Annotated in this window: 9 protein-coding genes and 1 pseudogene; 5 read left to right on the top strand and 5 right to left on the bottom strand. The window is 72.8% G+C overall.

Features of this window, described 5'->3' with window-relative positions:
- The first annotated feature begins 122 nt into the window (after positions 1-122).
- From ACIQCH_RS25885 to ACIQCH_RS25895, 3 genes are all read left to right on the top strand, one after another.
- A complete protein-coding gene (locus ACIQCH_RS25885) occupies positions 123-3,974 on the top strand; it encodes a helix-turn-helix domain-containing protein (RefSeq protein WP_402584591.1) in 3,852 nt (1,283 codons plus the stop codon).
- A gap of 417 nt (positions 3,975-4,391) precedes the next feature.
- Positions 4,392-5,390, top strand: coding sequence for a pyridoxamine 5'-phosphate oxidase family protein (locus ACIQCH_RS25890; RefSeq protein WP_402584714.1), 999 nt, complete (start codon positions 4,392-4,394; stop codon positions 5,388-5,390).
- Between the two features lie 115 nt (positions 5,391-5,505).
- A complete protein-coding gene (locus ACIQCH_RS25895) occupies positions 5,506-9,066 on the top strand; it encodes a BTAD domain-containing putative transcriptional regulator (RefSeq protein WP_402584593.1) in 3,561 nt (1,186 codons plus the stop codon).
- Here ACIQCH_RS25895 and ACIQCH_RS25900 read toward each other — a convergent pair.
- Both ACIQCH_RS25900 and ACIQCH_RS25905 read right to left on the bottom strand, forming a co-directional pair.
- Positions 8,985-9,902, bottom strand: a complete 918-nt coding sequence (locus ACIQCH_RS25900; protein ID WP_402584595.1) for an LLM class flavin-dependent oxidoreductase — start codon at positions 9,900-9,902, stop codon at positions 8,985-8,987. The genes ACIQCH_RS25895 and ACIQCH_RS25900 overlap by 82 nt on opposite strands.
- Before the next feature lie 55 nt (positions 9,903-9,957).
- On the bottom strand, positions 9,958-10,641 hold the full coding sequence (locus tag ACIQCH_RS25905; RefSeq protein ID WP_402584597.1) for a hemerythrin domain-containing protein: 684 nt from the start codon (positions 10,639-10,641) through the stop codon (positions 9,958-9,960).
- Between the two features lie 341 nt (positions 10,642-10,982).
- On the opposite strand from ACIQCH_RS25905, the gene ACIQCH_RS25910 reads away from it, so the two are divergent.
- Positions 10,983-11,720 (top strand): dienelactone hydrolase family protein, encoded by a 738-nt coding sequence (locus ACIQCH_RS25910; protein WP_402584599.1) that lies wholly within the window; start codon positions 10,983-10,985, stop codon positions 11,718-11,720.
- A 105-nt stretch (positions 11,721-11,825) separates the two neighbouring features.
- Here ACIQCH_RS25910 and ACIQCH_RS25915 read toward each other — a convergent pair whose 3' ends face one another.
- On the bottom strand, positions 11,826-12,887 hold the full coding sequence (locus tag ACIQCH_RS25915; RefSeq protein WP_402584601.1) for a hypothetical protein: 1,062 nt from the start codon (positions 12,885-12,887) through the stop codon (positions 11,826-11,828).
- Positions 12,888-13,030: 143 nt separating this feature from the next.
- Here ACIQCH_RS25915 and ACIQCH_RS25920 point away from each other — a divergent pair.
- Positions 13,031-13,138, top strand: a pseudogene (locus ACIQCH_RS25920) (HNH endonuclease); the annotation flags it as partial.
- A gap of 178 nt (positions 13,139-13,316) precedes the next feature.
- Here the strand turns inward: ACIQCH_RS25920 and ACIQCH_RS25925 are convergent.
- Both ACIQCH_RS25925 and ACIQCH_RS25930 read right to left on the bottom strand, forming a co-directional pair.
- Entirely contained in the window at positions 13,317-13,916 is a 600-nt protein-coding gene (locus ACIQCH_RS25925; protein ID WP_402584603.1) for a hypothetical protein, read from the bottom strand.
- An 84-nt stretch (positions 13,917-14,000) separates the two neighbouring features.
- On the bottom strand, positions 14,001-15,434 hold the full coding sequence (locus ACIQCH_RS25930) for an FG-GAP and VCBS repeat-containing protein (RefSeq protein ID WP_402584604.1): 1,434 nt from the start codon (positions 15,432-15,434) through the stop codon (positions 14,001-14,003).
- Between the last annotated feature and the right edge of the window lie 284 nt (positions 15,435-15,718).

Consider the following 15,718-nt stretch of genomic DNA (forward strand, 5'->3'; position numbering starts at 1 on the left):
GCAGCGGCGAGGCTGCGGGGCGTAGGCGGAGGTGGAGGGCGGGATTGCGCCTTGTGTGGGCTCGAGTCGAATGGTGGGCTGGCTGATCCGGAGCAGACGGTCTGCTGGATGCACAGGGGGGCATGGTGGGGCGTCAGGAGAAGCCGCTGGACGCGGCGTCGGGGCCAGTGGCCGGCTTCGCGTTCGCGTTGCGCAAGCTCCGGCACGAGGCGGGCAGGCCCACCTACAGTGCGATGGCGCGCCGCAGCTCCTATTCGGTCGCCACGCTGTCCCGTGCCGCTGGCGGTGAGCAGCTGCCGACGCTGCCCGTCGTGCTGGCGTACGTGACCGCGTGCGGTGGCGACCCGCAGGAGTGGGAGGAACGCTGGCAACAGGTGTCCGAGGAGCTGACCGCTGCCCGGGTGCGGGACCGGTCCGACGAGCAGCCTCCGTATCGGGGTCTGGCCCGCTTCGAGCCGGGTGACCAGGCGCTCTTCTTCGGCCGTGACCGGCTGGCCGACGATCTGTCGGCCCTCACGACCGAGCACCGGGTCGTAGCCGTGTTCGGGGCCTCCGGCAGCGGGAAGTCGTCCTTGCTACGGGCAGGTCTCATTCCCCGGCTGCGTGACGCCGGGTCGCAGGGGCTGCCGCGCCCGGGCGCAATCCGCATTCTCACCCCGGGGGAGCATCCGCTCGCCACCCATGGCTCCGTCCTCGTCCCCTCCGACGCCGCCGGTGACACCTGGCTCGTGGTCGACCAGTTCGAGGAGGTCTTCACGCTCTGCCACGATGAGGTGGAGCGAGGCGGGTTCATCGACGCCCTCCTCGAAGCCGGGACGGCGGCCGGGCGGTTGCGCGTGGTGCTGGGAGTACGGGCGGACTTCTACGCCCGCTGCCTGGATCACTCGGGCCTGGCGGCCTTGATCCGTGACGCGAGCCTGCCGGTCGGCCGGATGACCGCGGCCGAGCTCCGGCAGGCGATCATCAAGCCGGCCGCCGCCTGCGGGCTCGTCGTCGAACGCGCCCTGACCGAGACACTCGTCGAAGAGGTCGCCACCGGGACCTGCGGGCTGCCGATGCTCTCCCACGCCCTGCTGGAGACCTGGCGCGGGCGTCGGGGTCGTACTCTCTCCCTGGAGGCCTACGAGCGGGCGGGCGGCATACGGGGTGCCATCGCCCAGAGCGCGGAAGCGGCGTACGAGGCCATGGACGCGCACCAGGCCGGGATCGCCCGGCAGGTGATGCTGCGGCTGATCACCCCGGGCGACGGCGCCCCCGACACACGCCGCCCCACCACCCGAGCCGAGCTCGAAGCCATCGGAGACGGCCTGCAGACCCACGCGGTCCTCGAGATTCTGGCCCGGGCCCGCCTCATCACCCTTGGCGAGGACACCGTCGACCTTGCCCATGAGACCCTGATCACGGCCTGGCCCCGGCTGCACGGATGGATCGACGCGGATCGCGAGGGGCTGCGCCTGCACCGCTGGCTGACCGAGGCCGCCGCCGCGTGGGAGTCCGTGGGCCGGGACCCCGCCGTGCGGATCTCCCCCGTTCGCCTCACCCAGCTGCGTGACTTCACGACAACGGATGGCCGGAGCGAGCTGACCGCCCTGGAGAGCGACTTCCTCGCGGCAGGTACCGCCACCCATCGCCGTACCATCCGCCGTCGACGGACGGCTCGGGCGACGATGTCGCTGCTCGCGGTACTGGCCGTCCTCGCGGGGACCGTCGCCTGGCAGCAGAACCGTGCGGGCACGGACCGGCGGCAGCTGAACGCCGCCCTGCACACGGCGGCCGTCGCAGACGGCCTGCGGGCCACCGACCCGGCCACCGCGGCCCGTCTCAGCCTCGCGGCCTGGAGCATGGCCCATACGCCGGAGACGAAGGCCGCCCTGTACGCGGCCCACACCCATCGTGCGGAGCCCGACATCCAGCTCGTCACGAGCGACGTACAGCCCGAGAGCGGGATCCAACACGCCACGGGTGACGTACAGCGGCAGAGCGGGTGGCTGGGCCCGGACGGCACCACCCTCATCGTGCACAAGGAGGGCGAGGTGGAGCAGTGGGACGTGCGTACGGGGCGCCGTACCGCCACGCACGCGGTCGACGGCGCCCCCAAGCCCCTCCCGCCCGTGCAATCGCGTGACTTGGAGAGGGTGGACGGCAGCGGGTATCTACGGCCCAGTCCGGACGGGCGGTGGGCCGTCGTGACGACACACGGCGGGCGCATCAACGATCAGCCCTTCAAGCCGACGGAGATCCGCTTGTGGGACGTCGTCGCCGGCACCCGCCACACGATCGTGCGGGAGAACAAATCGGCGGTGACCAGCACGTCGTGGGGCGACGGCAGTCGGCTGCTGGCCACGGCTGTGCAGGGGCGGGCGGAGGTGTGGGACGTCGCCACCAGGAGACTGGTGCTCGCCGCCGACGCGGCCGAGGACGGTTTGGATGTCGCCCTCAGCGCGAACGGGCGGCGCCTGGCCCTGTGCGCGCCGGGCGGCAACGTCGAGATCTGGGACGTGGCCCGGCGCACGAGGGTCTCGACGCCCGATCCACACCTTCTGAGCCTGCCGGGTGGCGTGTGCCCGACGGGGACGCTCCACCTCAGTCCCGACGGAGGGAGGCTGGCCCTGAAACTCACCACCGGCTTGAGGCTGATCGGCCTGGACGCAGAAGCCGACGACTCCGGCGCAGAGATCTCCGCACGCGATGTCACTGAGCTGGCATTCAGCACGGATGGAACCTTCCTCGCGGCGCTGCGCAAGGATGCTGTCCTGCTCTGGCGGATCGACGAACACGGAAGGAATGCGCTCGTCTTCTCCCAGCCGCTGCCGAACGAGATGCCCACGGACATCCGCTTCGACGCCGCGGCAGGCAAGCTCCGCTACCTCCGGGCGGGCAGCCTGGGCGTTGCCACCATCGCACTCGACCAGGCGCTGCGGACCCCATGGTCCCGGTTTCCCGCCGACCCCGTGTACACCAGCCCCGACGCAGCGCACACGATCACCATGCGCAGGGAGGGCGCAGACCATGTCTTCGAGCAGCGTCCCGTCACCGGAGGTGCGGCCGGACCGGGATTACGGTTGCCGCCGTTGCGCCTGCCGCAGGTTCCGCCGGAGGGTCTTACCGATCTGGCCCAGGGAACATTCAGCCCTGATGGAAGCCTCTTCGCCTACGGCTTGCGGGATGCCCAGGGCACGGCGGTCAGGCTGTGGGACGTCCGGGGCCGGCGGGCACTGCCCGACCTGCCGGTGCCCGCCGGAGCCAGAGCGGTCGTGGCCCTCGAACCGGTCGTGCAGAACGGCATGCCGGTCGTCTACGCCATCCTCGCCGGGGATTCCTCGGCATTGTGGGACCTCACACGCCGACAACGGATCGCGGAGTTCCCCAACGGGCCGTCCAGCATGGCGGTCAGGCCCGACGGGAAGCTCCTCGTCCTCGGTGACGGAGCCGTCGTGATGCTGCCCGAGAATGTTGTCCTGAGGCCCACATCGCAGCGAGCCCTGGGCTCGGCGCTGGCCTTCAACGGGGACGGAAGCCTTTTCGCGCTGTCCGACGGTGTCGGCCGGGTCACGTTGTGGAACGGCGTTGTCACCCAGCGGCTGGGAGTACTCAGCGACGGTCTGCCCACCGCGGCCGGCGAACCCGCGCCCCTTACCGCGCTGGCCTTCTCCCATGACGGCACTGTCCTCGCGACCGGTGACGAACTGGGCCGGATCCGTCTGTGGGACGCGGAATCCCGCAAGGCCCTGGGCACCGCCCTGCTCGGCCCCGGGGACGAGGTCACGCGGCTGACCTTCGCGCCGGACGACCGCACGCTGCGCTCCCAGGGCCGCTACACCGCGCCACTGGAACACCCCGTCGCTCCGGAGGACGTGGTCGCGGCCCTGTGCTCCCGCCTCGGCGGCGGCCTGGAGCGCATGCTTTGGCATGATCAGATCCCTGAGGTGCCGTATCGGGAGTCCTGCCCGCGAACGACCTCTGACGCCAGGTGATTTCGCTTGGGCTCACGCCAGCACACGGGGACCCAGGATGCACAGCCCGCTCGTGCGGGGCACGGCACGCGGCGGTGCCGGTGACGGCCAGTCCCCTTGCCGATGAGGGCTTCGGCGCCGGGAGTCTCGCCGCCGCCGGCGCCGCTGGCGGGACCGTTGGCGAGTGCGATCATCCGGGTCTGGTCGCCCGACGGTACCGACGAGGTGGCACCGGTGGAGAGCGTGTCGCGCCACGGCAAGTCAGCGCCAAGTGCCTGCCAAGGGGGAGCGTCCAGGGTGTCGTATCCGCTGTCGGAATCGACCCTGGAGCAACCGATCGTGTCCCCCCGTAGTGCCTCCCGAACCCTTCATGACCACCACGCGGTCGCGGCCGACCGCGTCCGCCGTCCGGCATTCCCCTCGGGGCCCCATGACGTCCTGGACGCCTACCGAACCTGCGAGTTCGTCACCTTGGGGCGGGACGGGACCCCGCTCGCCTGGCCCACGGCGGTCGCCCGTCGCGATGACGGGACCCTGCTCGTGACCACCTGCCTCGCGTTTGCCCAGAAGGCGCTGAACGTACGGCGCGACGGCCGGGTCGCCCTGCTCTTCTCCGATCCGACGGGCAGCGGCCTCGGCCGCGCGCCGCAGGTGTTCGTCAGCGGCCGCGCCGAGTGTCCCGACACGATCATGACGGGGCCGCAGGGTGCCGAGGACTACTGGCGCAGGCTTTTCGAGCGCCAGCCGCACAGCCGCTCGTACCTGACCCCTCCCATGAGGCCGCTCATGTCGTGGTACTACCTGCGCCTGCTCATCACCGTGGAGCCGGAACACGTCATCGTGCGCCCGCCGTTGGCCGAGCTGGTGCGCCGCGGAGCGCCGGTGGCCGTCACCGGTGGGCGGCCACTGCCCGGAGCGGCGCAGCTGGGGGGCGCGCCCTCGGCCGTTCTGGCCGCGCGGGACGCCTCGGGTGCTCCGGTCCTGGCCCGCACCCTGCCGCGGCCGACCCCGTCGGGCTACCTGGTCGAGGTGCCGGCGGACTGCCCCGTCACGGCCGGGCCGGCCGGCCTCCTCGTCCACCGGCACGACGAACGACTCAACCACATGTACAACGCGTTCGTACGCGGCACCCTGCGGCGGACCGGGGCGGGCTGGCTCCTGGCGCCTTCCACGGTGGTCGAACCCATGGGCTCGGGCCGCGCGAGCGACGCCCTGCGAGTCCTGCGCCGGACGAAGCGGTCCACCGACCGCTACCTCGCACGCCGCGGCCTGAGCCGCCCGAAGGTGGAATGGGACCGGTTCCGTGCCCTCGCCCGGTCGGCACCGACTGTCCCGGCCGTCCCGGCTCTCCCGGCTCTCCCGGCCGTGCCGGCCGTCCCGGACACCCCGGCGGTCCCGGCCGTTCCGTTGCCGGTGAAGGGCTCCCCCCACCACTGACGGCGGACGACCAGCACCCCCTCGGCGCGTCGCGTCCGCGAGGCCGCACGTCCGTTCCGGGGCACGATCCGCGAAGATCTTCCGTCGTCCGCCCACCACTTACGATGTTCTTGTCATGGTCACATTTAAGGTGCTCGGATCCTTCCGGGTCGAAGTCGACGGGCAGCCGACGGACACCCGGGGCCGGCTCGCACGCATGGTCCTGGTCCAACTGCTGCTCGCCCGGGGCGCTGTCGTGCCCACCGACCGCATCGTCGAGAGGCTGTGGCCGAACCGGGTCCCGCCGAGCGCGCAGGCGTCGCTCCACGCCTACGTCGCGCGTCTGCGGCGGACCCTGGAACCGGCCCGGGCGCCGCGGACTCCGGCCCGGCTCCTGGTCAGCGCGCCCTACGGCTACGCCCTCGACGCGGAGCGGGACGCGGTGGACGCCTGGGTGTTCGAGGACCGCGTGGCGGCCGGTTCGACGGCGGGACTGCCCGCGCACCTCGCTGCCGAGCACCTGTCCCGGGCGCTCGCCGGCTGGGGCGGGCAGCCGTACGCCGAGTTCGCGGACGAGCCGTGGACCGCGGGCGAGCGCACCCGCCTGGAGGAGGTGCGCCGCACCGCGCGCGAGAGGCTCGCCGCGGCACAGCTGCGCTGCGGTCAGGCCGCGCAGGCCCTGGCCGACGCCAGGGCGCTGACGGGGGAGCAGCCCCTGCACGAGGAGGGGTGGCGGCTGCTGGCCCTGGCGCTGTGGGCCCGAGACCGCCAGGGGGACGCACTGACCGCCCTGAGGCAGGCCCGCCGCGTCCTGGGCGAGGAACTCGGCGTCGACCCCGGCCCCGCCCTGCTGGAGCTGGAACAGGGACTGCTGAACCAGCGGCTCGACCTCCTGCACCGGGAAACCGGCGCGCCGGCCACGGCCGCGCCCGCCACGGCCTCCGTGCACCTCCAGACGGCCCCCGCACCCTCCTCCGCGGCCACCGCAGCCTCCGCGCACCCCGCCACGCCCCGCGCGGCGGCGGCCGCGGGGGAGCCGGCCGCCGCCGAGGAACTCCGACCACCGGCCGACCCCACGGTGTTGACGACGGACCGTCTTCTGGGCCGCGACGGGGAGCTCGCCCGGCTCGCCTCCGCCGCCGACCGGGCCCGGGCCGGTCGGTCACAGGTGGTCCTCGTCTCCGGCGAAGCCGGCATCGGCAAGTCGAGCCTCCTGGAAGCCGCCCTCGGGCAACTGCCCGCACAGGGCTGGCTGTCCGCCTTCGGACAGTGCCCGGAGAGCGAAGGGGCCCCGCCCGGCCGCGCATGGTTCGACATGCTGCCACGCCTCGCGCAGGCCGCCCCGCCGGGCCCGTACGCCGACGAGCTCGCCGCGCTGCTGGCCCCGGGCACCGCCGACGACCCGGGACCGGCGGACGGCAGCCCGGCGCGACGCTTCCGTCTCCACAAGGCGCTGCTCGGCTGGCTCCGGGACACCGCTCGGCGACAGCCCCTGGCACTCTTCATGGACGACCTGCACCGGGGCGACCAGGAGAGTCTGGAGCTGTTCCTGCTCTGCGCCGAGAACCTGCGGGACGTCCCCCTGCTCCTGGTCGGCTCGTTCCGCACCGGCGAGGGCGATCTGACCGCGGCCCTGGCCCGTCTGGCCGCCCACGCGCCCGTACGACTGGTACTCGGCGGACTGGCGGACACCGAGGCGAAGGCCCTCCTCAGACGCGCGGCGGCCGGCATGAGCGATCGGGCCGCCGCGGCCCTGGCCGAACGAGCCGGTGGAAACCCCTTCTACCTGCGCGAGAGTTCCCTGCTGCTGGCCGGCGAGGGCGAGGAGCGGGCACTGGCCAGCATCCCGCAGGGAGTCCAGGACGTCCTGCGGCGCCGGCTGGCCCTGCTCGCGCCGACCGCCACGGCCGGCCTGCGCCTGGCGGCCGTCGCCGGGCGCGAAGCACCGGTCCCCCTCCTGATCCACGCCGCGGACCACGACGCCGACCAGCTCCTCGACGCCCTGGACGCCGGTGTCACCGCGGGACTGCTCACCGAACCGAGGCCCGGCACGGTCCGCTTCACCCACGCCCTCGTCCGGGACGCGCTGGAAGCCGACCTCACCCGCCTGCGACTGGCCCGCATGCACTCCCGGCTGGGCAGGAGCCTGATCGCCCTGGGCTCCGACGACGTCGCGGCCACCGCCCACCACCTCCTCCAGGCGGCCACCGTGCTCACCGACGACGCCGGGCCCGCGGTCCACCACGCCCGGCTCGCGGGCGAGCAGGCCGTACGCCGGTACGCCCCGCAGAACGCCGAGACCCTCCTCGACGCCGCCCTCGGACTGCTGACCGCCCACCCGGCCGCCTTCGCAGCCCAGGACGCCCCGCTCATGCGGGTCCGGCTGCTCGGCCAGCTGGTCGACTGCCGGATCCGGATGGGCGCCGTCGTCCCCGCCCGCGAAGCCCAGCAGCAAGCCGTGCGGATCGCCCGCGCCGAAGGCCGGGACGACCTGCTGACCGCGGCCTACACGACCTGGACCGAACCGACCCCCTGGCGCGTGCGCGCGTACGCGGACTCCGACCCCCAAGCCGTCGAGGAGCTCCGCAGGCTGCTTCGGACCCGGGGCCCGGACGACCGGCAGCGGTGCCTGCTCCTCGACCAGCTCGCCGACGCCCTCGACGACAGCGATCCGCAAGCCGTGGCCGTCGCACACCAGGCGGTCGACGTCGCCCGTGCCCTGGGCGACCCGCGACTGCGGGGACTGACCCTCACCTCGCTGCTGCGTCGCATCGACTGCGAACTCGACGCCGAGACCTACCGGCGGCTCCACGAGGAACTCGTCGAAGTGGCCGACTCCCAGGAGGGCCCCGAGTACTCCTGGATGAGCGCCTACACCGCCGCCCGCCTGGCAGCCGCGGACAACGACCCGGCACGCATGGAGCAGTACCTCGAACGGGCCGACGAGATCGCCCGCACCTACGAGCTCCAGGGCGCGTTCGCAGTGGCGAGGCTGCGCCGCCCCATGCTCGCCATGGCACAGGGCCGTTTCGACGAGGCGGAGGAGGAACTGGGCGCGGCGGTGGCGGAACTGCGGGCCCGCGGTGCGGTGGACCTCAGCGGGCTCGCCGGCCTGGCCGTCGGATGCATCCGGCTCCAGCAGACCCGCCTCGCCGAGGTCCTCCCCGTGCTCCTCGCGGTGTGGGAGCAGTACCAGCCGCACAACGAGGCCCTCACCGCCCTCGCCCTGCTCGCCGCCGGCCGCCCGGAGGAGGCCGGGGAGGTGTTCGCCCGGCGCGCGCCGCTCCTGCGTGACTTCGCCTTCCCGATCCTGGCGGCCCTGCGCGGAGCGGCCGCCGTCGCCTTCGACGACCGGGAGGCCGCCGCCGAGGTCTACGCGGACCTGCTGCCCCTCCGGGGGCTGGCGGGTGGTGCGAGCAGCCTCAGCATCGTCTTCCGGCCCGTCGCCCAGACGCTGGGCGACCTCGCCCGGTTCCTGGGCCACCCGCAGGAGGCCCGGGCCCACTACCTCGACGCCGTACGGGTGGCCGCCGCCTGGGAGTCGCCCCACTGGGAGGCCGCCGCCCGGGCCGCCCTGGCGTCGCTGCCCGCGGCACCGGCTTCCGCGGAGCGGCGCTACGGGCAGGCGCCCCCCAGTTCGGCCATGAACTCCGCCGCCAGATCGAGGTACTCCTCGGAGGAGTCCGTCGTCAACTGAAGGTCCACCAGCACCTCGTCGGTGTCCGCCCGGCACATGCTCCTCAGGTGGTCGCAGAGCTGACGCACGGTTCCCCGGTGGTGGGTCTGCGACGGATCCGCCTCGACCGGGGTGACGTGGGCGTTGACTCGGAACACCCGGCGCAGCGCGTCCGGGTCGCGCCCCGCACGCTCGGCCGCTTCGCGGGCCACCTTCCAGAGGCCCTCGAAGTACGGCAGCGGCATCGAGGCGGCGAGCCAGCCGTCCGCACGCCTGCCGACCCGCTCCAGGGCGACCGGGGTGAAGCCGCCCAGCAGGAGGGGCGGCCGCGGACCCTGCAGGGGGCGGGGCAGGACGGTCGACGGCGGAATCGTCCACAGCGGGCCCGTGTGCGCGACCGGGCCGGGCCGCCACACGGCCTCCAAGACGTCCAGCGTCTCCTCCAGACGGCCACCGCGCCCGTGCCACGGCACGCCTGCGGCCTCGAACTCCTCACGCATCCAACCCAGCCCGATGCCCACGTCCAGCCGCCCGCGGCTGATCAGGTCGAGCGTCGTCAGTGCCCGGGCGAGCACGAGAGGCGGTTGCCACAGGGCGTTGAGCGTGCTGCTGCCCAGCCGCACCCGCTCGGTCACCGAGGCCGCCACGCCGAGCGCGAGCAGCGGATCGAGGTGGGTCCCGTAGCGGGCCGGCATCGTCCCACCCGGATAGCCCTCGGGCGGGGTCAGCGGTGCCAGCAGCCGGTCGGCCACCCAGAGGCTGTCACAGCCGAGCGCCTCCAGGGCGGCACACATGCCGGCGGTGAGCTCGGGATCGGCGAAGGGGCCGAACTGGGGGACGGAGAATCCGATGCGCACGGGACGCCTCCTTGATCGATACGGTCGGTCGGTACGGGGCGGACGACGCCGCGGCTCACGCGGACGCGTACCGGCCGCGGATCCGACGGACCTCCCGCCGGTACTGCCGCTGCCCGAGCACCTTCCACATCACCCGCGCGGCGACCGGCAGGCGGCCCAGGAACTCCTGCCGCTCATCGGGCGGGCAGTCCTCCAGGATGGCGCCCAACGCGATCATCAAGCGGTTCCTGGGCGTCTCGGCCAGCCCCCGCTCCCCGACCGCGTGCCATTCCTTCTCCTCCAGGTGGCGCGCCACCAGCGGCATGACCTCCCGCTCCTCCTCGTCGAGATGGGCGCTCAACTGCCGGTGGTGTCGGCGCAGCGCGTCGGCCAGCTCGTCCCGGTCGGCCGCCAGCGCCCGCGCCCGCCACCGGTCCATGAGCGCCTGGACCTCCTCCATCCCACCGGCGAGCTCGTGGTGCTGGGCCTCCATCGCCAGCACCTGCTCGGCGTCGAGATCGAGGTGGGGGAGGAGCGCCGGCCAGAGCACCTCGTCCTCCCCGGTGTGATGGGCGTGCAGCCCGACGGTGTACTCCCGCCAGTGCTCGGCGAGGACCTCCGCGCGGACGGTGTCCGAGGCCGCGACGTCCTGCACGAGCTCGGACAGCAGGCGCGACTCGCGGCGGAACACCTGGTGGATCATCGCCATCTCGCGGATGTAGGGGTGGGTGGTCAGGTCTGAGGAGTTGCTCGTCGTCATGCCCCCAAGCCTGCGGACGGCAGTTGACACCCACTTGCACTCCACTTGCCGTCCCTGCCCGAGGGGCACCACCCGCCGCTCCCAGGCTGTGAACCGACGAGGCCCCCGATCAGAGCGGCCCCGCTTCCTCGACGTCCACGAGGCCTACCCGGCGTCGGCCTCAACTAACGTCGTGCCCGCACGCGTTGCCGTACTGCATCCTGAGCCCGGGGCAACGAGATGCTCTTGCAGCCTGAGCACTCGGACCCCGTGATCAGGGGGACACGAGGGACACGCACGCTGTTCTGCCAGCGGCAGAACTGCGACCGAACCGGGCTCGACGATCACTACAGTCCCGTCTCATGACGATGGTCACGACGCGTACGGTCGAGTACCCGGCCGACGGTTTGACGATGATCGGGCACCTCGCGCTCCCGGCCGGCGTCGACCGCCGGCCCGCGGTGCTGCTCGGACCGGAGGGCATGGGACTCAGCGACGTCGAGCGCCGCCGGGCCGATGCTCTCGCCGAGCTGGGATACGTCGCGCTGGCCTTCGACCTCCACGGCGGGCGCTATTTGGGCGACCCCGAGGAGATGCTGGCCCGTTGCATGCCGCTGCTCGCCGACCCCGAGCGGATGCGGGGCATCGGCCATGCGGCACTCGACGTGCTGCGCACCGAACCGCGGACCGACCCCGACCGGATCGCTGCCGTCGGCTACGGAACCGGGGGCGCCGTCGGGCTGGAACTCGGGCGCGACGGCGTCAACCTGCGCGCGATCGGGACAGTCAACGCACTGACCACGGGCCGACCGGGCGAGGCAGCGCGCATCCGCTGCCCGGTGTGGGCCGGGGTCGGGTCGGAAGACCCGATCATGCCGCCCGCGCAACGGAACGCGTTCACCGCCGAGATGCAGGCCGCGGGCGTCGACTGGCGCCTCACGGTCTACGGCGGCGCCTTGCACGCCTTCCACCACCCGCCGGTCGACCACCCGGCGGTCCCCGGCGTCGGCTACCACCCACAGCACGCGCAGCGAGCATGGCGCGACGTCGTCGACCTGCTCGCCGAGTGCCTGCCCGTTACGGAGGACCCGGGGGCATGACCGAGGCGAACACCCACCACCACCCTCAGGGGGCGGATGATCGCAGCGGCGCGGGGGAGTCCGCGCTCGGACGGCGTGCGGGGCGCACGGGGATCCTCGTCCGGATCAGCGGATGTTGCAGGCAGTCGCGGACCAGGTTGGTTGGCCATGGAAGTTGAGGTAAACGCGGATCGCGGTGCCCGCGTTCGCGGGGGCAGCGATCCGACTCGCTGTCGTGTTCCGGGTCAGCGACGGTTTACCTGCCACGTTGGGCCACTCGACAACGTCCCGGGTCCACGAGCCCGTGCCGTTCGGCTTCCACCAGAAGTAGATTTCGCCGTTCGCGGCCTGCGCAACGATCGATGACGTTGTACCGTCGTCTGCGATCTGGGGGTCGCTGGCGTTGCCCACGGACTGAGCAGGGCTCACCTGAGTCCAGGGCCAGCCGGGGCTCCCGTGCACGTTCCGGTAGTAGCGCACGCCGTTGTTCACATCGCGCGCCACGATCGCCGTGGAGGTGCTGTCACGGGCGATCGTCGGGTCGGAGGCAATCGTGCCAGCAGAGGCGACCAGATCCTGCTGCCACACGGTGTCGCCGTTCCGCTTCCAGTAGAAGTACAGGCTGTTGGCGGTTCCCCGGACAGCGATCACGGTAGTGGTGCCGTCCCGAGCGATCGAGGGAGCTCCCACGGCGAAGTCCGACGCGACCTGCTCCTTGGTCCAGGCCGGGCTCCCATGCACATTTGTGTACGCATACAGGCGGCCGTTCAGATCCGTGGCCGCGATCACCGTACTGGTGCTGTCCCGGGTGATCGCAGGGGCCGAATACGTGGTGTACTCGCCGGCAACCTTCTGGGATGACCAAGTCGGGTTGTTGTGCAGGTTCCAGTAGAAATACAGGCTGTTGCTCGGGCCCTGAGCCGCGATCACCGTGGCGGTGTTGTCCCGGGCCAGGGCCGGCGAGGAGTACGCGCCGGGTCCCGGTACTGCCTGTTGGCGGCAGATCGGGTCTCCGTCCAGCTGGTAATAGAAGCGCAGCTGGTTGCCGTCGGCGTACGCCAACGCGGTGGCACCCGCACTGTAGGTAATCGGCGCGGGGGACGTCGCAACCGCAGCGGCACCCGATCCGACGCTGATGAAGAGGCACATCGCCGCCGCGCTCGCGATGCGCTTGGAAACAGGTCTCACGAGAGCCCTTTCTCAAAATCGACGGCCCAACTGCGATCACCCATCTGCCACAGCCGCCCTCCAGTAAAGGCCAAGTTCGAGACGCGGGGCAGGGGGCGCGGAGGCACCCGGGCGCGCGCAGGGGCGCGCGACCCTGGGGCCGGGCGTGGACGGCGGCGCGGCGGGAGACGTACGCGAACGACCAGGGCCAGCCGTCCTCGCTGGTCGGGGTCACGGCCCGCCCGAACCGCAGCAAGGCGGACCAAGACCCGACAAGCTGCGCTGGGGCCGGCCCCGGTCCCGACCCCGGCCGCCACGCTCGTTCCCGACGAGCACGGCGCCGCGTGGTCGGCGCATGGGCCATGCACGCGGCCGGGAACCTACGCCCCCCCCGCAAAGTCCGGGCGCAGGCATCGAGTCGGCAAGGTCGATGCCTGCGCTGTGGGACTTCTATCCGATCGGCAGGGCGAGGAATTTCGCTGGGGCCAGTTGGATGAACTTCGCCCTGGCGGTGGGGAGCCCGGGCGCCTCGGGGCCGCCGGGCGGGCCGGCCAGACTGCGGAAGGTAAGCTCCAGAGCCCGGGCACCGCTGCGCACCAGCAGGGTGGTGATCTGGCCCTGTTGCCCGGCCGGCCCGGCGAGCATCGTGCGCATCAAGGCCTCGTCACCGAAGCTCTGCTCCACCTTGAGCGGCTCGCTGCGGTCACCGGCCGGGTCCACCACCTGCACACCGATCTCCTGATCGCCGATGCTCATGGTCCAGGAGGCACATTCGGAGTACAGCCGTCGCATGTCGGTCATCCAGCTCGCGGCAGCCGTCCCCGACCGTTCCGAGACGCCCACGTCGACGACGATCGAGGAGTCGGCGCTGACGAACGAGGTCCTGACCTCCCTCGCGGCCTTGTCCGTGAAGGCCCGGTTCAGCAGGGCCGTGAGCTCGGGTGTCGGGCCGGTCATCGGCGGCGGGTCCTCGTCGGACGAGGGTGATGGCAACTCGGCGAAGTCGCCGAGGCCTGCGTTGCCCAGATCCGCTGCCGTGATCAGCAGCACCTCGAGGTCCCCGGACCCCGCGGCCGGTGAATCGTGCGCATCGTCAAATGTGCTCATGGCGTTGTCCCTTCGTTGTGTGGTGGATCAGCGGGCGAAGGACGCGCCGAGGGCGCTTCCGGCGGCCGGCAGGCCGACGGACTGGGGAGTGAAGAGGCGGGCGCTGGTCGTGCCGGTGGCGCCCAGGGGCGTGGCGGGCAGCACGGTCACGGAGCCGTGGTGGATGCCGTCCGCGTCCCGGGCGCCCACGAACAGGTCGGCCAGGCCGTCGCCGTTGGTGTCGGTCAGCTGGACGGCTGCGCCGAACTGTTCCGCCCTGCGCAGGGCGCCGGGGACGCCGGCGGTCGCCCGGGTGAAGCCCTGCGCGGCGGAGGTGCGCAGGCCCTTGGTGGAGCCGTAGAGGATGGTGACCGCGCCGGCCCGCGACTGGTCGCCCGTGGTCTCGCCGCAGGTGCCGACGGCCAGGTCCGCGCGGCCGTCGCCGTTGATGTCCCCGAGGGAGACGGCGACGCCGAAGCCGTCGCCCGGCTCGGCGGCGCCGGGGACGCCGGGGGTGTTCTGGTCGATGACCTGGAGCGTGGCCGAGGGGCCGGCGGCGGTTCCGTAGGAGACGAGCACCTGGCCGCCCTTGTGGGCGCCGGCGGACTGCTGGCCGGTGACCACGTCCGCGAAGCCGTCGCCGTTGATGTCGCCGACGGCGAGGGACCCGGCGGGCACGAGGGTGGCGGCGGCGGTGCGCAGGCCGGTCGCCGAGCCCGGCACGAAGTACGCCGAGTCGGAACCACCAGCGGTTCGGGTCCTCGCCACGAGGTCGTCCTTGCCGTCGCCGGTCACGTCGCCCACGGCCAGCCCGCCGACATACGACGGGAGGGCGGCGGGCAGAACCAGCCGGGCGGCGGCGGTGGCCGGGGCGTTCGGGGCCAGGCCCTTGAACGCGTAGAGGGTGGTGTTCGCGGTGCGTGCCGCGCCGCCGACGAGCAGCTCGGTCTTGCCGTCCCCGTCGAAGTCGCCCGCGGCGAGGCGGGCGCCCCAGGTGCGGGCGGTGTTCGTCGTCGGCGGGACGGTGAGCGGGTCGGGGTCGGCGAGCGCGGTGCCGCGGCCGAGGCCGGTGGGGGAGCCGAAGAACACGGTGACGGCGCCGCGGTCGTCGTCCGTTGCCGGGGCGCCCACGGCGAGGTCGCTGTAGCCGTCCGCGTCGAAGTCGCCCACCGCGGATTCGGTGCCGAATGCGCTCCAAAGGGCCGGGGTGTTCGCGGTGAGCATCTGGCGGTGGGCGGCCGAGGTGCCGGTCGGGGACCCGTAGAGGATCACCATCTGGCCCGCGACCTTGACCGAGCCGACGGTGCTGTTGCGGGCGGAGGCGGCGACGTCGCCGTAGCCGTCGCCGTTGAAGTCGACCCGGGGTTTGGCGGCGGGCGCCGCGGCAGCCTCGGGGGCGAGGACGAGCGCGGGCCCGATCAGGGCGGCCGCGGTCGCGACGGAGACGGCGAGGGCGGTGCGGCGATGGATGGCGCGCGGCATGTGGGGTTCCTTCGTGGTTGGCAAGCGATCAAGGAGGAGATCACGCGGGCGGGCGAATGGTTGTACGAAGACGCCGATCGTCATCCGCAGCTGCGCGCTCCGGGCCCGAGCGGCCGGTCCCGCGCAGGGCCGGAAGACGGCCCCCCACCGGCCTCACACGGCAGGGCGGGCCCTCGGGAGGCTAGGTGCGCAGCTCACTGAGGCGGGACGCGGGGCGAGGTGAGCCGAGCCTGTATCCCTCGGCCAATCCCATCGACCGCAGGACGCGCCCACCGCGGTCCCCC

It is taken from the genome of Streptomyces sp. NPDC093225, assembly GCF_044753805.1.
Classification (GTDB): Bacteria; Actinomycetota; Actinomycetes; order Streptomycetales; family Streptomycetaceae; genus Streptomyces.

Excerpts from the sequence above, each read along its gene's own strand:
- ACIQCH_RS25885 (WP_402584591.1), top strand. The coding sequence starts at position 123 with ATGGTGGGGCGTCAGGAGAAGCCGCTGGACGCGGCGTCGGGGCCAGTG.
- ACIQCH_RS25895 (WP_402584593.1), top strand. The coding sequence starts at position 5,506 with ATGGTCACATTTAAGGTGCTCGGATCCTTCCGGGTCGAAGTCGACGGG.
- ACIQCH_RS25905 (WP_402584597.1), bottom strand. The coding sequence starts at position 10,641 with ATGACGACGAGCAACTCCTCAGACCTGACCACCCACCCCTACATCCGC.
- ACIQCH_RS25910 (WP_402584599.1), top strand. The coding sequence starts at position 10,983 with ATGACGATGGTCACGACGCGTACGGTCGAGTACCCGGCCGACGGTTTG.
- ACIQCH_RS25930 (WP_402584604.1), bottom strand. The coding sequence starts at position 15,434 with ATGCCGCGCGCCATCCATCGCCGCACCGCCCTCGCCGTCTCCGTCGCG.